Genomic DNA, 18,916 nt, shown 5'->3' on the forward strand with positions numbered 1-18,916 from the left:
TGGCGTCCGGGTCAGGCGGGGGTGATGTTCTCCGCCTGCGGGCCCTTCTGGCCCTGGGTGATGTCGAAGGTCACCGCCTGGCCTTCCTGCAGCTCACGGAAGCCGGAGGCGTTGATGTTGGAGTAGTGCGCGAAGACGTCCGGTCCCCCGCCGTCCTGGGCGATGAAGCCGAAACCCTTTTCGGCGTTGAACCACTTGACGGTTCCGCTGGCCATGCTGGTGCCTCTCGGTCGCTGTCAGGAACCGCACCGCGCGGCCCCCGGAGGTAGTCGCCCTGGTCGAACACAGCACAGCAAAACGCCCGCGCAACAGCGCGGGCAGGTGTTGCGAACCACGACATCCGACAGCGACGCTACACGGCGAAACAGGCGCCCACCAGACAGCAACCGCGAACCATCCACTCGACTTGTCCGTTTGTCCGTACTATCTCTCCAACAGTGCTCCGCACTTGGGCCCGTCGCCGCGTCTGCGCGTGGCAGGCCCGCTGTCTCTGCCTCATATCGAGGAAAGGTCGTGCGTTTCATGTCCGAGAACATTTCCGCCACCGAACTCACGTCGCAGTACACCGCCCAGGTGACCGCCGACCTGGAACGCAACGCCAAGGAACAGGAACGTGTCGGCGCGGAAGTCGCCGCCCTGAACGAGCAGTTGGCCGCCCTTCAGAGCGACCACGCCGTGCTGGTCAGCATCCGGCAGGCCATCGACGCGGTGCCGGCACCCGTCACGACCGAGCAGCCGTCCGAGAGCGCCACGGTGCCCGCCCCCCGCAAGAAGGCCACCGCGGCGTCAGGCACGCGGAAGCGGGCACAGTCGAAGAAGACCGCCGCCCAGCCCACCCGCGCGGCCAAGGCGCCGGCCTCCCCCGAGCCCGCGGGTGACACCGGCGCCGCGGACACGACGCAGCCGACACTGGTCGACCTGGTCCGGCGCCACCTCACCGAGCTGACCGAACCCCGTTCGGCAGCGGAGATCGCCGCCGCACTGGGGCAGGCCCACCCCGAACGCACCATCAAGACCACCGTGGTACGCACCACCCTGGAAGGCCTCGTCGCCAAGACCCAGGCCCAGCGCGCCAAGCAGGGCACATCCGTCTTCTACACCGCCGCCGACGCACCGGAGTCCGCCGCACCGGCACAGAGCGAGAAGCAGCCCACGCCGGCCGACGTGTGACACCACCCGGGTCGCGGGCGTCGGGGTTCAGAGGTCCGCGGGCCGCAGGGCGTACAGCTGGGGAAGGTTGACCACGATCGCCTCCTGGGTGCTGCGGGCGATGACGACCACGGCCTCCTCGGCCGGGTCCGGGTTCTCCTCGCGGTGCGGCACGAACGGGGGGACGAAGATGTAGTCCCCGGGAGAGGTGCGCAGGCGTACCTCCTCCGGCTGTGGGCCCGAGTCGTCGAGGAAGACGAACTCGGGGTGCCCGCTCACCACGTGGATGGCGGTCTCGGACTCGCCGTGATGGTGGTCGGTCGATGAGGTGGCGGGGGCGACATGGGTCTGGCCCATCCACAGCTTCTCGGAGCCGACCGTCCTGCCGCTGACGGCGGCGAAGCGGCGCATGCCGCCGGTCTGCGCCGTGTCGCCGTCGAGGGCGTCGGCCCGAATGTGGTGGAGGCGGGTGCGCAGGGGGGCCGTCGGTTGTCCGGCGGCGTCGTGGAGATGGGGGTGGAATCCTTCGCCGGGGGTCGTCAGCGGCTCGCTCATGGGTGGGGACGCTAGAGCCGCCCGGAAAAGGATGTCAAGAGGTGTCCATTGGCCTTCACCTGCGACAATGTTCCCGCAATGTGGGAGCGGGAGCTGCCCAGGACCTCGTGGCGGGCGTCCCGTCGGGCATCATGTGCGCATGCATATCTCCGCGAAGGCGGACTACGCGATGCGGGCCCTGCTGGAGCTCGCCCGCGAACCTGCCCGTCCGCTCACGTGCGAGGCCGTGGCCTCCTCCCAGCAGATTCCCTTCCGGTTCCTGAAGTCGGTGGTGGGCGAGTTGCGCAAGGCCGGTCTGGTGCGCAGTCAGCGTGGTTGCGAGGGCGGTTACTGGCTCGGCCGGCCGGCCGACGAGATCACGCTTCTCGAGGTCGCGCGCGCCGTGGACGGCGAGTTGATCACCTTGCGGGGTGAGCCGCTGGCCGGGCTGGACTACCCCGGTCCGGCCTCCGGTCTGCCCGGGGTGTGGCGCCAGGTGGAGGCGGACGCCGCCGCGGTCCTGGGCGGCACGACCCTGGCCGCACTGCTGCCCGCCGAGGCGGGTGCGGGGCTGAACGGGAAGGGAGTCGCGTGACGGCCCTGCCCGAGGTGGTGGAGTACACCGATCCGCTGTGTCCCTGGGCGTCGCGTGTACTGCGTCCTCTTCGACGATGACGACGACCCGCCGCCCGACCCGGCGGCGGAGACCGCCTGGTACGCGCGCTACATCGAGGACATCAGCGCCCACACGCGGGCGCCGAGGGCGCTCCGGCTGAGCCGTGTGGCGGCGAGTTCATGGCCGTCCTCGCTGGTCGCCAAGGCCGCCGAACTACAGGGCGACGAGGTGGCCGACCGGGTGCTGCGCCGGCTGCGGGAGACCGTCTTCGTCCTCGGGGAACCGGCCGCCGCGTCGGCCGCCTTCGCGTCCCGGCTCGCCGACGCCGTGGCGGGCACGGCTTCCGACGACGGTGTCGTCCGGCCGGTCGTGCTGGTCGGGGCCGACTCGGGGGCCGCCGCCGTCGCCGCGCTCCTGGACCGGGCGGAGTCACCGACCGCCGTGCGGCCGGATGCGCTCGTCCTCGCGGGCCTGCCCGGCCGGGTCGCCGACGCCGTCGGCACCTGGGACGACGAACTCGACGTCCGCACCTCCTGCCCCGCCCACCGCGGCACGCTCACCCAGGACCCCGAGGTGCGGCGGGGCTCCCTCGGCGACGCGATCCCGGACGCCGTACTCGCCGCCGTCCACGACACGGCGTCCGGCGTCCCGGTCCTGCTGCTCGTCGGGGACGCCGATCCCCTCGCCGACCACGAGGCCCTGGAGCGGGCGGCCAAGTCGCTCGGCCGTGCGCGTCTTTCGGTCGTCCGCGGCGCCCACCACGACGTGCTCAACGGCCTCCAGCACCGCTCGGTGGCCGCCGAGGTCGTGTCCTTCCTCGAAACGCTCCGCAACGAACTACAGCCGCTGATCACCGTACGGTCGAGCGCTTGGTGAGCTCCCGTCGCCTTCTCACCTTCTCGCTCTCCCTCGCCCGCCGCTGAACCTCCCACCCGGAAGGGCCCGTCATGGCCGCCATCCTGTCCGTCTCCGGAAGCCCCTCTCCCACCTCGCGCACCACGCGGGTGACACCGCTGGACGTACGCACCCTGCCCGCGCAGGCGCTGCTCGGCGCCGACTTCCGGCACCCGGCGATCGTCGCCACCACCAATCTGTTCGCGCGGGCGGACGGCGTGGTGATCGGCACTCCGGTGTACAAGGCCGCCTACTCGGGGCTGCTGAAGTCACTGCTCGACCTGCTCCCGCAGTACGCGCTGTCCGGCAAGACCGTGCTGCCCCTGGCCACGGGTGGCAGCAAGGCCCATGTGCTGGCGGTCGACTACGCGTTGCGCCCGGTACTGACGTCCATGGGGGCGTCCCACATCGTGCCCGGCTGGTTCACGCTGGAGACCGACGTCGCCGCGGACGACCACGGCACACCGGCCGTCGCACCCGCCGCCGCGGAAGCCCTGGAGCAGGTGACCGACTGCTTCTCGGCCGTACCGGGAGGACGGACCACGGCTCTCAGCCGGACCGCGTGAGTCGGAAGAGCGCCCGGTCCCCCACCCCGATCATGCACATGCCGGCCCAGTCGTACGGTCCCAGTTCCGGATTGGTGTCCCGCAGGGTGCGCTGGGCCTGGCGCAGGGCGGAGCCGGGAGTCTCGCCCCGGGCGATCGGACCGAGGACGGCCGCGCCCACCTGTGCGGAGGACCAGCTGTTGATGTGGCCGATGCCGGCCACGACGGCCTGGGCGCGCCCGAGCACCCCGCCGACGGCGAGGCTCAGGGGGTCCCGGCCGTAGCGGCTGGCCGCGGTTCCGGTCCAGCAGCCGTTGAGGACCAGGAGCCGGGGCAGTCGGAGCGCGGCGAGCAGGTCGAGGGTGATCCCCAGCGGCCCGAGGCTGGTCTCGCCCGCGGCCCCTCCCAGACCGCTGAGGTAGAGGAGCGCGGCGGAGGTGAGGTCCTCGGCGGGGTCGAGTGCGCCGAGTTCGACATGGGATCCGGGCCAGCCGGTCAGTGCCTCGGCTTCGTCGCGGTGGCCCTTGAGCCGCGGGTCCAGCACGCTGACGGCGGGCATCGCCGCCGCGTCGGGGGCCGTACCGGAGCCGGCGTGGGCGCGGTGCAGCAGACTCTGGGTCCGCAGGCTGGGGGTGAGCGTCACCTCGGCGACATCGAGCAGGCAGGTGCCGTCGCGTCGCAGCGCGCCGTAGGGGAGCTGCCACAGCCGGAGGTCGGGGCTCAGCAACAGGGACACCGGATGTTCCACGGTTCCGCGCCACGCGGTGTCGTGGGGCAGCAGGAACCGCCCGAGCGCCTCCCAGGTGCGGGCGCTGACGCCGTACTCGGGCAGCGGTTCGCCGGCGGCGAGGAGATCCAGCAGACCGTCGAGTTCGGCGGGAGCGGTCTGCCGGGTGGAGTGCCAGGCGCCGTACCGTGCCCGGGAGGCCGCCGAGGACCACCAGCCACCGGGGCCCCTGCCCACCTGGAGGAGAACCACGACATCGGCCAACGCGTCGGTCTCGGTCGCGGAGGGCAGCCGGCCGGGCAGCGTCGGCGCCTCGAAGCCGAGGGGCGGTTCGCGGTCGTAGACGAGGGCGGCGTGTACCGCGCGTGCGGCCCGGAACACCTCCTCGACACGGTCCGGGTCGCTCGGGGGCAGTACCAGGGGCAGCGTGGACAGGGCCTGCCCGCTGCCTTCGGCAGGGTTCTCCAGGACGTGGTCGAGGACGTCGGAGCGGCCGAGTTCGACGATCCGGGCGATGTCCTCGTGCCGCCGGGCGCCCTCGTGCGCCATGAGCGCACCGGCGTAGACCTCTTCCCGCTGCTCGTGGAGCGCCCAGCGGTTCTCGGGACGGCTCAGTCGGTCGCGTTGGAGGTCGGCGCCCGCCAGGGCGGTTCGGCTCGCCGACAGACGGAGGGATTCGGGGAGTTCGGCGTCTCCTTCGAGGCGCAGCAGGTCGTGCAGGGCGTACCAGGTGCGCGTGAGGTCGGGTCCCTCCTCCCGGGTGGCGATGCCGAGCGAGGCGGTCAGGTGGGCGGCGGCAGCTTTCATGTCGCTCTTGGACATGATCAGCCGACGCCCCATGTGGCGGTTCCAGCGCGCCGCCTCCAGGGTGCGCGCACCCTCGTGATGCCGGCGGGCCAGCTCCAGCGTCCTGGCCGTCTCCTCCCCGTCGCCCATCGCCTCCAGGACTTCCGCCTGTTCCAGCAGGAGCTGGCCCCGGATCCGGTCGAGTCCCAGTTCCTCGCACTCGCGAACCAGCTCGCGGCAGAGGGCGAGGGCGTCGGGGAGACGGCCCAGCGAGCGCAGCGCCGAGACGCGGGCGAGACGGACGACACGCACGTTGACGCCCGACCCGCTCTCGCGGAAGCAGTCCTCCGCCTCCAGGTACATGGCGAGAGCCGATTCGAAGTGTCCGACGGTGACGTCCATGCGGGCGTGGATCCGCGCGATCAGTCCCCGGAGGTGCGGGGATGCCTTCTCCCCCGTCAGCCGCTCGGCCTCCTCCCGCGCGTCGCGCAGATACGAGTAGGCGGTCTCCAGGTGCCCTCGCAGCCGTTCGGTGTTCCCTCGCTGGAGCAGCGCCCGGGCCCTGGCTTCGGCCACTCCCGGCGCCCCGGCGAACCGTTCGGCGACGGCGAGGGCCCGGTCGCTGAACGCGACGGCCGACTCGTAGGCGCCGGACGGCTCGCACAGTTCGGCGCGGGCGCGCCAGGCACTGACGTGGTACGGGGCGTTCTCGGGGGTCGGTTCCGTGCCGAGCTGTTCCAGGTTCCAGGCCTCCGCCGCGAGGAAGGCGGTGGACAGCCGGTGCCGTTCGGCGAGGAATCTCGTCCTCTCCAGCAACGCCCCGGTGTCGCCCGCGCGTTGGGCGGCGGCACGGGCCGCGAGGAGCAGCCGCAGCGCCTCGGCGGGGCGGTTCGTCCGCCAGGCGCGCTCGGCGATGCGGTCGTAATGGTGGCCGAGATCGGCCCAGTCGGACGCGCGGAAGAGGTCGGTCGCGCGGGTGCGCTCGGCGTCCTCGACGAACTCCGTGTTCGGCTCGGTCGATTGGCGGGTCGCCGTGGCCGGAGGGAAGGAGAATGCCGTGCCGGGGTCTGCGAGCCGGTCCGTCAGGCGGTCGCGCGGGGAGCGTGCCATCATCACTTCATGACGTCCCGTCACTCTGTGTCCCTGGTTGTGCGGTTCGCTCCCACCGTATCGGTCGACGAGCGCGAGGACTTGCTCGAGCGTCTGCGTCTGGTGGACGCCGTCACGCAGATCAGCCCCGCCGACCTCGACCACCGCGCGCTGCTCGACGGCCCCCGCAAACTGGTCAAGGCCGTACTGCTCGACACGGCGGACCAGTTGGACGGCAAGGGCTACCGCAACACCGGTCAGGTGCTCCGGGACTGGCTGCGCGACACGGACGGCACCGGCGAGGGGACCGGGAGTGCCCAGCTGGTGACGGCGGAGGGACGTTCGGTGTCCGTCGACGGCGCGGTGCCGGACCACGCCTTCCGGGATCTCGCGGAGAGCGCGCGACGGCCGTCCGCTCCGGACAGCGTCGGGTGGGACGGAGCGGCCTGGTCGTCGACGACACCCGGGGGCGCCCGGGACGACACACCGGGCCCGGTGTCCTCCGTGCCGGAGTCACGCCCGTTGTGCGTGCTGGCGATCGCCGACGAGTGGTTCTCCGGGCGCGGCGGGATCAGCACGGTCAACCGGGAGCTCTGCGTGGCCCTGGCGAAGGAGCGGGGCGTCCGGGTGTACTGCCTTGTCGTCGGTTCCGTCTCGGAGGAGGAACGGCTCGACGCCGACCGGGCGGACGTGACGTTGATCGAGGCGCCGCGGGCTCTGGGGCTTCGGAAGGACCAGACTCTCCTGCGCCTGCCCGAACTGCCCGACGGTGTCGTGCCGGACCTCGTGATCGGCCACGGCCAGGTGACGGGACCGTACGCGCATGCCCTGACCGAGGATGTCTTCAAGCGAGCGCGCCGGTTCCACTTCGTGCACACCGAGCCGGACCGTCTCGAGTGGCTCAAGAAGGACCGGGACGGGGATCCCGCGTGGCGGGCCGAGGAACGTTCCTGGTCGGAGTGGCAGTTGGCGGGCAGTGCCGCACGTGCGGTCGGCGTCGGTCCGGTCCTGTACGACATGCTCGACCGGGACCTCCCGCGCACGGCGCCGCTTCCCGTGCGGCTGGATCCCGGGTTCGATCTCCCCGCAACGGCGCCTCCCGAGCGCCTGCGCGGCATCCCGCTGGTCACGTTGATGGGCAGGCTGGAGGACGCGGACGCCAAGGGGGTCGGTCTGGCCGTGCGGGCCACGAACCGGGCCCTTGGGCTGCGCCGGGACCTCGGCCGTGTCGACCTGATGCTGCGAGGGGCGACGCGGGGCGAGGGCGCCGGCCTCGCCGACGACTTGGCGAGGTGGGTGACGGAGCCGAGGCTGGAGCTGCTGGTCCGCAACTACTCCATCGACCGGGCGAGGCTCGACCATGACCTGCAACGGGTGTGGCTGGCTCTGATGCCGTCCAGGGCCGAGGCGTTCGGCCTGGTGGGCGCGGAACACATCCGGGCGGGAGTCCCCTGTCTGGTGAGCGCGGAGAGCGGTCTGGGCGTGCTGCTCACCGAGGTGGTGCCCGAACTCGCGCGCCATGTGGTCGTGCCCGTCACGGGCGGGGAGCAGGACGACGGCGCCTGGGCCCACCGGATCGCGGAAGTCCTCGCCCATCCCGAGGAGGCCCTGGCCCGGGCACTCGAACTGCGCAAGATCCTGGCCCAGAAACGCAGTTGGGCAGGGGCGGCGCGCCATCTGCTCGACGCGGCCCGCGCGGCACTCGCCGGGCCCGGATGAGGAAAGGCCGGCAGGTCATCCCCCCGCAGCCCCGGGGTCCGGAAGGCAGCGGCGGACACATCCCGGGCGAGGGTTCCGCCATGGAAGTCGTAGAACTTCGCGACCAGCGCGTACTCCTTCGCGGTGCCAGGCGATGTCCTGCGCAGACAGGGCCCGGCCGCCCCGCTCGCCCCCTTTTCCTGATCGATTGATCGATTGATCGGTGGACTGTCGGTAGACTGGAGGCGTCGCGGACGATCGATCGGAAAACGGTGGGGTATGCGGGAGTCGGCGCAGCAGCGGCAGGCCCGGATCGCGGAGCTGGTGCGGGCGCGGGGTGTCGCGCGCATCGCCGATCTCGCCGACGAACTCGCGGTCTCCGTCGTCACGGTGCGCCGGGACGTCGAGGATCTGGCCCATCGCGGGGAGGTGCGCCGGGGCCACGGGGTGGCGCGGTCGCTGCGGCCGGTACCGCAGGAGAGTCCCGCCGAGGGAGACGCCGTCGCGATGATCGTGCCCGAGCGGAACACCTACCTCACCGAGGCCGTCCAGGGCGCCCGGGAGGCCGCGGAGAAGGCCGGGCTGCGGGTCGAACTGCGCATCGCGGCAGGCGACGGCGGCGCGGAGCGCGAGGCGGTGCGCCAGGCACTCGACGGCGGTGCGTGCGGGCTTCTGCTGTCCCCGCACTGGCGCACGCGCGCGGAGGAGACGGACGCCGACCACACCTGGCTGTCCGCCCTGGAGGTCCCCGTCGTCCTGGTGGAACGGCGCCCCGCCCGCACCAGCGCCATCTACCCGCTGGACTGCGTGCGCACCGACCACGCCTACGGCGTGCACCTGGCACTGGAGCACCTGGTCGTCCTCGGACACCGGCGGATCGTCCTGGCCGCCCGCGACGACAGCCCCACCGCGCGGGTGATCCGCGACGAGTTCGCCGCTCAGACCGCCGCCCGGGGCCTGGCCGCGGGATGCCGGACGATCCTCAGCTCCCGTGCCGCCGGGCCCGACCCGGCCGCCGCCGAGCCGGACCCGGCGGACCCGGTGGATCTGGTGGACGCGGTGCGCGAGGCCGGCGCGACGGCCGTGCTGATCCACAGCGACATGGACGCGCTGATGCTCGTACAGCGTCTACAGGCGGCCGGGATCGACGTGCCCGGGCGCTGCTCGGTGGTGGCGTACAACGACGTGGTCGCCGACATGGGACCGGTCCCGCTGACGGCCGTCGCCCCGCCCAAGGCCGAACTGGGCCGGATCGGTTTCGGCCTGCTGCTGCGCCGGCTCGACACCGCCCGTCAGGGGCTGCGGCCGGCCGCCACCCGGCACATGGAACTGCTGCCGGGGCTGGTGGTCAGGGAGTCCACGGCACCGCCCGCCGCGCCCTGACACGGCTTTTTGTTCGTTTGACCGCTTCAGTTTCTTCTGTTCGATGTATTGACGCCTTTTTCGTCTCGCGCCCAGGATCTGAGTGACCCCAGCAACGACGCGGGAGGGCTCATGCCTGGACGACGACGTACACGCCTGGCCGCCGTCGCACTTCTCACCACCGTCACCCTGATCCTGGCGGGCTGCTCCTCCTCGGGCGGCAGCGGCACCGCCGGGAGCGGGCCGGTGCACCTCACCTTCTGGTCGGCACTGCGCGGCACGCAGGAGGTCGTGGACGAGTACAACCGTGTCCAGGACCGGATCCGGGTCGACTACCAGCAGGTTCCGTCCGGCCCCCAGGGCGGCTGGGCCAAGCTCAGCAACGCCGCCCGCGCCGGCAACGCCCCCGACGTCGCCACCATGGAGTACCCGCAGCTGCCCGGCTACGCCATCGACGGCGTGCCCCGCGACCTCACCGACATGCTGCCCGAATCGGTGCGCCGCAAGATCCTCCCGCAGGCCCTCGACCTCACCACCCTCGACGGCCGTGTCTACGCCGTGCCGGTGGACATCGAGCCGATGGTCTTCTTCTACCGCCAGGACGTGTTTACGAAGTACGGCATCCCCGTCCCGAAGACCTGGACGGAGTTCCAGAGCGCGGCCCGCGCGGTCAAGCGGGCCGACCCCGGCTCCCGGATCGCCAGTTTCTTCACCAACGGCTCCCAGCACATGGCCGGACTCGCCTGGCAGGCCGGCGCCCAGTGGTTCAGGACCGCCGGCGACACCTGGCACATCGGCATGGACGACGCCCCGACCCGCAAGGTGGCCGCCTACTGGCAGGGCCTCGTCGACCAGGACCTGGTGCGGGTCGAGCCGGTGGACAGCCAGCAGTGGCGGGCCCACCTCCAGAACGGCGAGACCGTCGGCTATCTGGCGGGCGCCTGGGCGGCGGGCTCGCTGATGAAGTCCACCCCCGGCGGCAAGGGCAAGTGGGCCATCGCGCCGCTCCCGCAGTGGGACCCCGCCAAGCCCTCGCTCGGCACCCAGGGCGGCTCGACCTTCGCCGTCACCAAGGACAGCCGGCACCCCGAGGAGGCACTCGACTTCATCACCTGGATGGTCACCAGCCCGGACGCCCTGCGCGCCAAGCTCTCCAGCGGCGTCAGCAGCGCCTATCCGGCTGTACCCGCACTGGTCCCGGTGGCCCGCAAGGAGATGGACACCTCCTACTACTCCGGCCAGGACATCTTCGGCCTCTTCCAGCAGTCCGCCCAACTGGTCTCCCCCCGCTGGCAGTGGGGTCCGCGCATGACCTCCACGATCACCTCCGTCGAGGACGGGTTCGCCAGGGCCGGAGCAGGCAGCGGCACCATCGTCGGCTCCCTGCGCGAAGGGGAACGCCGAACACTGCCCGACCTGAAGAGCCTCGGCCTGTCCGTCACTACCAACTGAGGTGCAGCCGTGAGCACAGTCCTCTCTCCGGAAGAGCGTCCGGGGACCAAACCGTCCGCCGTGCGCGGAGCCCGCCCCCGCCGTGCCGGACGCCGTCAGCAGACCGTCGCCTGGGTCACGCTCCTCGCCCCGTTCACGGCCCTGCTCGTCGCCGTGTTCCTGATCCCCGTCGGCTACGCGATCTACCTCAGCCTCTTCTCCGAGGACCACAAGGGCCTCGGCTTCGGCGGCGGCACCACCGTCTTCACCGGCCTGCGCAGTTATGTCTCGGTCCTGGGCGACCCGAGCTTCCGCTCCGGGTTCGGCGTGATCGCCCTCTACTGCGTGATCTTCGTCCCGGTGGTCGTCGTCGCCGCGCTCGCCCTCGCCCTCCTCCTCGACTCCGGACTCATCCGGCTGCGGCGCACCGCGCAGATGCTGCTCTATCTGCCGCACGCCGTGCCCGGCCTCATCGCAGCCGTCATCTGGCTGTACCTCTACACCCCGGGTCTCTCCCCCGTCATCAGGCTGTTCGCCGAGGCGGACGTCCATATCGACTTCCTGGGTCTGCACACCGTGCTGCCGTCCATCGTCAACATCGCGCTGTGGAGCGGCCTCGGCTACAACATGGTGATCTTCTACGCCGCCCTGCAGGCGCTGCCGCACGAGGTGATCGAGGCCGCGCGCATCGACGGCGCCGGCGGCCTGCGCACCGCGCTGCTGGTCAAGGTCCCCATCATCCGCGGCTCCGTCGTGATGGTGTGCGTGTTCGCCCTGATCGGAGCGCTCCAGCTGTTCACCGAGCCCACCCTGATGAACCAGGCCACCCCGATGGTCAACTCCCGCTACACGCCGAACATGTACATCTACGACGCCGCCTTCCGCCGCAACAACTACGGCCTGGCCTCCGCCGCGTCCGTCATCCTCCTGATCGTCACCTGCGCCCTGTCGTACGCGGTGACCCGCTGGACGGGCCGCCGGGAGAGGAGCCCGCGATGACCACGAGCAGACTCACGAGCCGTACCACCGCCAACGCCGTGGTCCTGATCGCGGCCCTCTACACCCTGCTGCCCGCCCTGTGGCTGCTGCTGGCCTCCACCAAGAACTCCGACGCGCTGTTCAGCAGCGACATCCTCTCCCCCAGCGGCTTCTCGCTGGGACACAACCTCACCGACCTGTTCACCATGGAGGACGGCGTCTACGGCCGCTGGTACCTCAACAGCCTGCTGTACGCGGTGGTCGGCGCCGGCGTCGGATCGCTGATCAGCGTCGCCGCCGGGTACGCCTTCGACAAGTACGACTTCCCGCACAAGGAGAAGATGTTCGGGCTGGTCCTGGCGGGCGTCATGGTCCCGCCGACCGTGCTGGCCCTGCCGCTGTACCTGGTGGCCTCCAACATCGGCCTGGTCAACACCTTCTGGGCGGTGTTCATCCCGGTGCTGTTCAACCCCTTCGGCGTCTACCTGGCCCGTCTGCTCAGCAGCGGCTATGTGCCGGGCGAGGTCCTGGAGGCGTCCCGGGTGGACGGCGCGGGCGAGTTGCAGACCTACTTCAGGGTCAGTCTGCGCATGCTGGGCCCCGGTTTCGTCACCGTCTTCCTCTTCCAGCTCACCGCGATCTGGAACAACTTCTTCCTGCCCATGGTGATGCTCTCCGACGAACACCTGTATCCGCTCAGCCTCGGCCTCTACACCTGGAACAGCTCCGCCACCGTCTCGCCCGAGTACTACCCGCTCGTCGTCATCGGCTCGCTCCTCGCCGTCGTCCCGCTGATCGTCGCCTTCGTGACACTCCAGCGGTACTGGAAGTCGGGCCTGACCGCGGGGAGCGTCAAGTGACCGAACCGGATCACGGAGAGCGTCAAGTGACCGAACAGGATCGCGAAGGGCATGAAGTGACCGAACCCGATCACCGGAGTGTGAAGTGACCGGCCCCGACCACCGGCCCCGACCCCGCGCCGCCCTGGCCATGGCGCACCGGACCGCGCGTCAGGTCCTCGACGCCGACGTACGGACCCGGCTCGCGGCCCTCACCGACATCGACCCGGACCTCGTCCTGGACGATCTGACCACGCCGGCCGCACACCGTGCGCTCGCCGACGCCGAACTGCTCGTCACGGGCTGGGGCTGCCCGCCCCTCGACGCCCGTGTGCTGGAGGCCGCGCCCCGGCTGCGCGCGGTCGTGCACACCGCGGGCACGGTACGTCACCACATCACACCGGCCTGCTGGGAGCGCGGCCTGGTGGTCTCCTCGGCCGCCGCGGCCAACGCCGTCCCGGTCGCCGAGTACACCCTCGCCATGATCCTGCTCGCCAACAAACGGATCCTGGAGAGCGCCCGCGACTACCGCGCCGAGCGCCGCCGCGTCGACTTCAACGACCGCTTCCCCGACGCGGGCAACTACCGGCGCACGGTGGGCATCCTGAGCGCGTCGGTCATCGGCCGCCGCGTCATCGACCTGCTGCGCCCGCACGACCTGACGGTCCTGCTCCACGACCCCTTCGTCACCGACGCCGAGGCACGCGCCCTGGGCGCGCATCCCGTCCCGCTCCCGGAGCTGTTCGCGCGCGGTGACGTCGTCAGCGTGCACACGCCGCTGCTGCCGGAGACCCGTGGACTGGTCAGCCGTGAACTCCTGGCGGGGCTGCGCACGGGCGCCACCCTGATCAACACCGCGCGCGGCGCCGTCGTCGACCAGGACGCGCTCACCGACGAGGTGATGTCGGGCCGTGTCCACGCGATTCTCGACGTCACCGACCCGGACGTGCTGCCCCCCGGCTCACCCCTCTTCGACTGCCCGAACGTCCTCCTCACCCCCCACATCGCCGGATCCAAGGGCGGTGAGCTGCGCCGCCTCGCCGAACTGGCCCTCACCGAGGTCGAGTCGTACGTCGCGGGCCGTCCCTTCGCCCATCCCGTCCGGCCCGAACGCCTGGCCCGCCTCGCCTGAGACGGCCCGAGACGAACAGGAGGCGTGGCCCGGCCATGCCCGAACTCCCGCTCCCCCTCCCGCCCGAGGACCGCACACTCAGCCCCCACACCGGCTACACCCGCGCCCACTGGGAAGCGACCGCCGACCACCTCCTCGCCTCCGCCCTGCGCTACACCACCCCCGGCCACGCCCTCGTCGACCTGCCGGGCCCGCCGTCGAAGTCCGGCGTGCGCTCCGACGGCCTGGAGGGCTTCGCCCGCACCTTCCTGCTCGCCGCGCTGCGCACCGCCGGAGCCTCGGGCAAGGACCCGCACGGCTTCCTGGAGCGCTACACTGCCGGTCTCGCCCGCGGCACCCTCAGCCCCGGCCGCGACGACACCGAGTCCTGGCCCGTGATCGGCCACCACGGCATCCAGGGACAACCGATGGTGGAGTCCGCCTCGGTGGCCCTCGCCCTCCGGCTCACCGCACCCTGGACCTGGGACACCCTCCCCGCCGCCGACCAGGACCGCGTCGAGCGGTGGCTGCGCGGCGCGCTCACCCACACGCCCGCGCCCAACAACTGGTACCTCTTCCCGCTGACGGTCGCGGGCTTCCTGGACTCCGTCGGACGCGGCGACACCGAGACCCGCCGCGCCGTCGAACGGGGCCTCGACCTGCTCGACGGCTGGTACCAGGGGCAGGGCTGGTACTCCGACGGCGACGGCCGCTCCTTCGACCACTACAACGGCTGGGCGCTGCACCTCTACCCCCTCCTCCACGCCCACCTCGCCGGGGACCGGCGCCTCCTGGACCGGCTCGGCCCCCGCCTGCGGGAGTTCCTCGACGGCTTCGCCCTCCTCTTCGACGCGAACGGCGCGCCGATCCACCACGGGCGCTCCCTGACGTACCGCTTCGCCGCGAACGCGGCCGTGGCACTCGGCGCCCTCACCGGTACGACCCCGCTCGCCCCCGGCGCCACCCGCCGTGTCCTCAGCGGGGCCCTGCGCCATTTCCTCGACCGGGGCGCGCTCAGCGCGGACGGCATCCTCACCCTCGGCTGGTACGGGCCGCACGCGGCGACCCTCCAGCGCTACTCGGGGCCGGGCTCCCCGTACTGGGCGTCCAAGGGCTTCCTCGCCCTGCTGCTCCCGCCCGAGGACCCGGTGTGGACGGCGCCGGAGGAACGGGCGCCCGCCGAGGGCCCCGACCGCGTCCTCGCCCTGCCCGCCCCCGGCCTGCTCGTCCAGAGCACCGCCCGGGACGGCCTCGTACGCCTGCACAACCACGGCAGCTACAAGCTCGACTCCCGGGAACCGGAGCGGGCCCCCGGCGACCCGGTCTACGCCCGCCTCGCCTACTCCACCCGTACCGGCCCCACCAGCGCGGCCAACACCGCCGACAACCACATCGCCCTGACGGCCCGCGGCACCCGCAGCGCCCGGATCCGCATCCACCCGCTCGCCGCCGGCCCCGACTGGCTCGCCTCCTGGCACCGCCCGGTCTTCCCCGAGGGCGGCCCGGTCCTGCCGTCGGCCCGGATCGAGAGCCTGACACTCGCGCGCGGCAGACTCGAACTGCGTGTCCACCGCGCCGTCGGCGTGCCTCCCGGAACTCCGGTCCACCACACCGGCTGGGCCGTCGCCCTCCCCCCGGAGGCAGCCCCCGCCCCGGAACAGCCCGACGAAATCACCCTTGCGGGCGCGGAGGTGACGGGCCAGTTCCTCGGCCTGTACGGCTGGCACACGCGCCGGGTGATCCGCGCACCCGAGGGCACCGCGTACGGCCCCTGGGCCCTGCTCCCCGAACTCACCGGAACCGTCGGCGACCACCCCTCCGCCACCGTGTTCGCCGCGCTCGCCTCCCTCACCGCCGAGCCCGGTCCGCCCCCGCTCACCGGTCAGGTCACCGTCGAGGTGGACGACCTCGTCCTCACCGCCCGCTGGGCCGACGGAACGCGCACGGTCGTGTGCCTCGGCGACGACGGCCCCACGGTCACCGAGGAGCCGGCATGACCCTGCGGACGGGCCTGTGCTCGGTCACCCTCCGCCATCTGGACGCGCCGGCCGTCATCCGGGCGGCGACGGAAGCGGGCCTGGAGTGCGTGGAGTGGGGCGCCGACGTGCACGTACCGGCCGGAGACCCGGACACGGCGGCGCGCGTCCGGGACGCCACCGAGGCGGCGGGCCTGGCGGTCGCCTCGTACGGGTCGTACTACCGCGCCGGGCATACCGACCCGGCCGAGTTCGAGCCGGTGCTCCGCTCGGCCGTACGCCTGGGCGCGCCGCGCATCCGCATCTGGGCGGGCGCCACGGGGACCGAGGCGACGACCCCCGCTCAGCGGTCGGCGGTCGTGGCCGACACCCGGCGAGCGGCGGAACTCGCGGCCGAGGCGGGCATAGGCCTCGCCTACGAGTTCCACCGCAACACCCTCACCGACGGCGCCGACCGCACCCTCCGGCTGCTCGAAGAGGTCGACCGGCCCGACGTACACACCTACTGGCAGCCGCCCCTGGACACACCGGACGCCCAGGCCCTCGCCGGACTCGACCGGCTCGCCGGCCAGGTGGCCGCCGTACACGCCTTCTCCTGGTGGCCCGCCACGACCCGCCTCCCGCTCGACGCCCGCGCCGACCTGTGGCGCACGGCCCTCGGCCGGCTGCGGGGCAGACACCTCGACGTCCTCCTGGAGTTCGTCCCCGACAACGACGAGAACGTCCTCGCCCGCGAGGCGGGAACCCTGCGGGCACTCGGCGCCTGTTCCTGACCCATGCCCGACGGGGTGCCGGACGTCAGCCTCACCGACTCCTCCTCGCGAGGAGAACGGGATGCCTCGGAGGAATGCTATTTAACAGTTGACCATTTTTTGACACCTGTCTACTGTCGACCTCATGCAGGATCGCCAAGACCGCCGTGTACTCCGCTCCCGTGCCGCCCTGATGGCCGCCGCCGTGCGCCTGGTGTCCGAGCGGAGGACCACGACGCTGCCCGTCGCCGATCTCTCGAACGCCGCAGACGTCAGCCGCCAGCTGGTGTACCTGCAGTTCGGAGACCGCGACGCGCTGCTCGTGGCGGCCGCGGCCGACCTCGTCGAACGCGAACTCCTCCCCGAGGTCCGCGACGACAGCGCACCGCACCGGGTGCGCCTGCTGGCGATGGCCCGGCACTTCGCCCGCCACCGTTCCTTCTACCGCGCGATGCTCACCGGGTCCTGCGCGTTCCCGATGGCCCGAGCGCTCAACCGGCTCTTCGCCCCACTCGTCACGGGCGAGGGCCTGCGGGAGGTGTTCGGCGAGCTCGACGAGACCACGGCACGCGACCTGGCCGCCATGTTCACCGGCGGAACCGGCGCGATCGTCAACGACTGGGTGATCGAGGCCGCCGACCCCCTCGACCCGGAGGAACTCGCGGACCGCCTGCTGCGCGTGACGACCGTGCTCGCCCACCACCGGTCCTCCTCCCCTCCCCCTACCGGAGGCAGCCCCCGATGAACTTCAACAGTCACCTCGTCCAGCGCATACTGCGCCTGCCCGCGCCCCCCACCCGGGCCGTGACCGTCGAGCACGACCTGCGGGTCCCGATGCGCGACGGCGCCGTCCTGCTGGCCGACCGCTGGGCCCCGAAGAAGGGCGGCGACGGCCTGCCGACCGCGCTCGTCCGGCTTCCCTACGGCAGGTCCGGCATGGCCGCGGACCCGATGGCCCGGCCCCTGGCCGAACGGGGCTTCCAGGTCCTCATCCAGAGCACTCGCGGCACCTTCGGCTCCGACGGCCCCTGGGATCCGCTGCGCCGCGAGCGCGAGGACGGGCTCGACACCCTGGAATGGGTCGTCGAGCAGCCCTGGTTCGGCGAGTCGATGGTCCTGGTCGGATCGAGCTACAGCGGCTTCACCCAGTGGGCGGTCGCCGACGCCGCCCCGCCTCAGGTCAAGGCCATGATCCCGGGGGTCTCCGAATCGGCTCTCACCCGGGAGTTCCTCCGCGCCGACGGCTTCTCGCTGGAAACGCCGTTCGGCTGGGGCGTGCAGGTCGCGGGACAGGAACGGCGGTTCGCGATGCCGCGCGCGATGCTGAGCGGAAGGAAGTTCCAACGCGTGCTGCACACGCTGCCGTTGGACCGGGCGGACACCGCCGCCCTCGGCCATCGCTACGACTACCTCCAGAACATCCTCGTCCACGACTCGGACTCGGCGTTCTGGGACGGCCTCGACCACAGCGACCGGGTCTCCGGCATACGGGTGCCGGTGAGCACCGTCGGCGGCTGGTACGACATCTTCCTGCCCGGCCAGCTCCGCGACTACCGGGCCCTCCAGGAGGCCGGCCGGAATCCCCGGCTCACCGTCGGGCCGTGGGCGCACCTCTCCATGGGGGTGGGTCACGCCTACACCGCCGAAACCCTCGACTACGGCCTCGCCCTGGCGCGCGGCGAGGAGCCGGCCGAGCGCGCCCCGGTACGGCTGTTCGTCATGGGCGAGGAGAAGTGGCGCGACTTCCCCTCCTGGCCGCCCCCGGGATACGAGCCCACACGCTTCCACCTCCAGCCGCGCGGCGCCCTCTCCACCGAGGCGCCCGCCGACTCAGCCCCCGACCGCTACCGCTACGACCCCGCCGACCCCACCCCCGCCTTCGGCGGCGCCCGGATGGCCTTCGGCGTCAGGACCGGCCGCGTCGACAACACCGAGCTGGAGGCCCGGCCGGACGTCCTCACCTATACAACCCCCGTACTGGACAACGACGTCGAGGTCGTCGGCGAGGTGAGCGCCGAGATCCACTTCCGCTCCAGCCTGCCGTACGCCGATGTGTTCGTCCGTCTCTGCGACGTGGACGACAAGGGCCGCTCCACCAATGTCTGCGACGGTCTGACCGGTCTCACGGGCGCCGACGCGACGTCGACGGCGGTGGTACGGCTGTGGCCGACGGCGTACCGCTTCAAGCGGGGGCACCGCATCCGCGTCCAGGTGTCCAGCGGCGCCTTCCCCCGCTTCAACCGCAATCCCGGCACCGGGGAGCCCCGAGGCAGCGCCACCACGCTCCGGGCCGCCGACCAGCTCGTCCTGCACGACCCCGAACACCCCTCGGCCGTCGTACTGCCGGTGCGCCAGCCGGGCTGACCCACCGGTGCGGGCCGGGCGGCGCTGTGTCAGGGCGCGAGGAGGAGCCGTACGGTTGTCGGCAT

17 protein-coding genes are annotated in these 18,916 nt (G+C 72.1%); 14 read left to right on the top strand and 3 right to left on the bottom strand.

Features of this window, described 5'->3' with window-relative positions; all coding sequences use genetic code 11:
* Positions 1 to 11: 11 nt before the first annotated feature.
* Positions 12 to 215: a cold-shock protein gene (locus ACFPIH_RS07960; RefSeq protein WP_037751662.1), complete on the bottom strand. Its 204-nt coding sequence runs from the start codon at positions 213 to 215 to the stop codon at positions 12 to 14.
* Positions 216 to 522: 307 nt separating this feature from the next.
* Here ACFPIH_RS07960 and ACFPIH_RS07965 point away from each other — a divergent pair, with 307 nt between their 5' ends.
* A complete protein-coding gene (locus tag ACFPIH_RS07965) occupies positions 523 to 1,170 on the top strand; it encodes a hypothetical protein (RefSeq protein ID WP_381169618.1) in 648 nt (215 codons plus the stop codon).
* A gap of 27 nt (positions 1,171 to 1,197) precedes the next feature.
* Here ACFPIH_RS07965 and ACFPIH_RS07970 read toward each other — a convergent pair whose 3' ends face one another.
* A complete protein-coding gene (locus tag ACFPIH_RS07970; protein WP_381169620.1) occupies positions 1,198 to 1,704 on the bottom strand; it encodes a cupin domain-containing protein in 507 nt (168 codons plus the stop codon).
* Positions 1,705 to 1,843: 139 nt separating this feature from the next.
* Between ACFPIH_RS07970 and ACFPIH_RS07975 the strand changes: the two genes are divergently transcribed.
* The 3 genes from ACFPIH_RS07975 (at position 1,844) to ssuE (ending at position 3,759) form a co-directional block, all read left to right on the top strand.
* On the top strand, positions 1,844 to 2,278 hold the full coding sequence (locus ACFPIH_RS07975) for an RrF2 family transcriptional regulator (RefSeq protein ID WP_381169622.1): 435 nt from the start codon (positions 1,844 to 1,846) through the stop codon (positions 2,276 to 2,278).
* Positions 2,279 to 2,332: 54 nt separating this feature from the next.
* Complete coding sequence (locus ACFPIH_RS07980; protein WP_385876460.1) at positions 2,333 to 3,175, top strand: alpha/beta hydrolase; 843 nt, start codon at positions 2,333 to 2,335, stop codon at positions 3,173 to 3,175.
* A gap of 71 nt (positions 3,176 to 3,246) precedes the next feature.
* Complete coding sequence (ssuE, locus tag ACFPIH_RS07985) at positions 3,247 to 3,759, top strand: NADPH-dependent FMN reductase (protein WP_381169626.1); 513 nt, start codon at positions 3,247 to 3,249, stop codon at positions 3,757 to 3,759.
* On the opposite strand, the gene ACFPIH_RS07990 is transcribed toward ssuE, so the two are convergent.
* Positions 3,743 to 6,361, bottom strand: coding sequence for a CHAT domain-containing protein (locus tag ACFPIH_RS07990; RefSeq protein ID WP_381169629.1), 2,619 nt, complete (start codon positions 6,359 to 6,361; stop codon positions 3,743 to 3,745). The genes ssuE and ACFPIH_RS07990 overlap by 17 nt on opposite strands.
* Before the next feature lie 9 nt (positions 6,362 to 6,370).
* On the opposite strand from ACFPIH_RS07990, the gene ACFPIH_RS07995 reads away from it, so the two are divergent.
* The 10 genes from ACFPIH_RS07995 (at position 6,371) to ACFPIH_RS08040 (ending at position 18,851) form a co-directional block, all read left to right on the top strand.
* The gene (locus ACFPIH_RS07995; RefSeq protein WP_381169631.1) at positions 6,371 to 8,059 is read left to right on the top strand and encodes a glycosyltransferase family 4 protein; all 1,689 of its coding nucleotides are present in this window, start codon (positions 6,371 to 6,373) and stop codon (positions 8,057 to 8,059) included.
* A gap of 258 nt (positions 8,060 to 8,317) precedes the next feature.
* Positions 8,318 to 9,421: a LacI family DNA-binding transcriptional regulator gene (locus tag ACFPIH_RS08000; protein WP_381169633.1), complete on the top strand. Its 1,104-nt coding sequence runs from the start codon at positions 8,318 to 8,320 to the stop codon at positions 9,419 to 9,421.
* 111 nt (positions 9,422 to 9,532) lie between these two features.
* A complete protein-coding gene (locus tag ACFPIH_RS08005) occupies positions 9,533 to 10,852 on the top strand; it encodes an ABC transporter substrate-binding protein (protein ID WP_381169635.1) in 1,320 nt (439 codons plus the stop codon).
* 9 nt (positions 10,853 to 10,861) lie between these two features.
* The gene (locus ACFPIH_RS08010) at positions 10,862 to 11,830 is read left to right on the top strand and encodes a carbohydrate ABC transporter permease (RefSeq protein WP_381169638.1); all 969 of its coding nucleotides are present in this window, start codon (positions 10,862 to 10,864) and stop codon (positions 11,828 to 11,830) included.
* The gene (locus ACFPIH_RS08015) at positions 11,827 to 12,669 is read left to right on the top strand and encodes a carbohydrate ABC transporter permease (RefSeq protein ID WP_381169640.1); all 843 of its coding nucleotides are present in this window, start codon (positions 11,827 to 11,829) and stop codon (positions 12,667 to 12,669) included. Before ACFPIH_RS08010 ends, ACFPIH_RS08015 begins: the two co-directional genes overlap by 4 nt.
* Before the next feature lie 85 nt (positions 12,670 to 12,754).
* Entirely contained in the window at positions 12,755 to 13,780 is a 1,026-nt protein-coding gene (locus ACFPIH_RS08020; protein WP_381169642.1) for a hydroxyacid dehydrogenase, read from the top strand.
* A gap of 35 nt (positions 13,781 to 13,815) precedes the next feature.
* Positions 13,816 to 15,756 (top strand): DUF2264 domain-containing protein, encoded by a 1,941-nt coding sequence (locus tag ACFPIH_RS08025; RefSeq protein WP_381169644.1) that lies wholly within the window; start codon positions 13,816 to 13,818, stop codon positions 15,754 to 15,756.
* A complete protein-coding gene (locus ACFPIH_RS08030) occupies positions 15,753 to 16,508 on the top strand; it encodes a sugar phosphate isomerase/epimerase family protein (RefSeq protein ID WP_381169647.1) in 756 nt (251 codons plus the stop codon). Before ACFPIH_RS08025 ends, ACFPIH_RS08030 begins: the two co-directional genes overlap by 4 nt.
* A gap of 124 nt (positions 16,509 to 16,632) precedes the next feature.
* Positions 16,633 to 17,232, top strand: coding sequence for a TetR/AcrR family transcriptional regulator (locus tag ACFPIH_RS08035; protein WP_381169649.1), 600 nt, complete (start codon positions 16,633 to 16,635; stop codon positions 17,230 to 17,232).
* A complete protein-coding gene (locus tag ACFPIH_RS08040) occupies positions 17,229 to 18,851 on the top strand; it encodes a CocE/NonD family hydrolase (protein WP_381169651.1) in 1,623 nt (540 codons plus the stop codon). Before ACFPIH_RS08035 ends, ACFPIH_RS08040 begins: the two co-directional genes overlap by 4 nt.
* Positions 18,852 to 18,916: the final 65 nt, after the last annotated feature.

The sequence above is a fragment of the Streptomyces vulcanius genome (genome assembly GCF_042653945.1).
Lineage (GTDB): Bacteria > Actinomycetota > Actinomycetes > Streptomycetales > Streptomycetaceae > Streptomyces > Streptomyces mangrovi.

Excerpts from the sequence above, each read along its gene's own strand:
- ACFPIH_RS08035 (WP_381169649.1), top strand. The coding sequence starts at position 16,633 with ATGCAGGATCGCCAAGACCGCCGTGTACTCCGCTCCCGTGCCGCCCTG.
- ACFPIH_RS07970 (WP_381169620.1), bottom strand. The coding sequence starts at position 1,704 with ATGAGCGAGCCGCTGACGACCCCCGGCGAAGGATTCCACCCCCATCTC.
- ACFPIH_RS08025 (WP_381169644.1), top strand. The coding sequence starts at position 13,816 with ATGCCCGAACTCCCGCTCCCCCTCCCGCCCGAGGACCGCACACTCAGC.
- ACFPIH_RS08005 (WP_381169635.1), top strand. The coding sequence starts at position 9,533 with ATGCCTGGACGACGACGTACACGCCTGGCCGCCGTCGCACTTCTCACC.
- ACFPIH_RS08030 (WP_381169647.1), top strand. The coding sequence starts at position 15,753 with ATGACCCTGCGGACGGGCCTGTGCTCGGTCACCCTCCGCCATCTGGAC.
- ACFPIH_RS07960 (WP_037751662.1), bottom strand. The coding sequence starts at position 215 with ATGGCCAGCGGAACCGTCAAGTGGTTCAACGCCGAAAAGGGTTTCGGC.
- ACFPIH_RS08040 (WP_381169651.1), top strand. The coding sequence starts at position 17,229 with ATGAACTTCAACAGTCACCTCGTCCAGCGCATACTGCGCCTGCCCGCG.
- ssuE (WP_381169626.1), top strand. The coding sequence starts at position 3,247 with ATGGCCGCCATCCTGTCCGTCTCCGGAAGCCCCTCTCCCACCTCGCGC.
- ACFPIH_RS07965 (WP_381169618.1), top strand. The coding sequence starts at position 523 with ATGTCCGAGAACATTTCCGCCACCGAACTCACGTCGCAGTACACCGCC.
- ACFPIH_RS07975 (WP_381169622.1), top strand. The coding sequence starts at position 1,844 with ATGCATATCTCCGCGAAGGCGGACTACGCGATGCGGGCCCTGCTGGAG.
- ACFPIH_RS08015 (WP_381169640.1), top strand. The coding sequence starts at position 11,827 with ATGACCACGAGCAGACTCACGAGCCGTACCACCGCCAACGCCGTGGTC.
- ACFPIH_RS07995 (WP_381169631.1), top strand. The coding sequence starts at position 6,371 with ATGACGTCCCGTCACTCTGTGTCCCTGGTTGTGCGGTTCGCTCCCACC.
- ACFPIH_RS07990 (WP_381169629.1), bottom strand. The coding sequence starts at position 6,361 with ATGGCACGCTCCCCGCGCGACCGCCTGACGGACCGGCTCGCAGACCCC.
- ACFPIH_RS08000 (WP_381169633.1), top strand. The coding sequence starts at position 8,318 with ATGCGGGAGTCGGCGCAGCAGCGGCAGGCCCGGATCGCGGAGCTGGTG.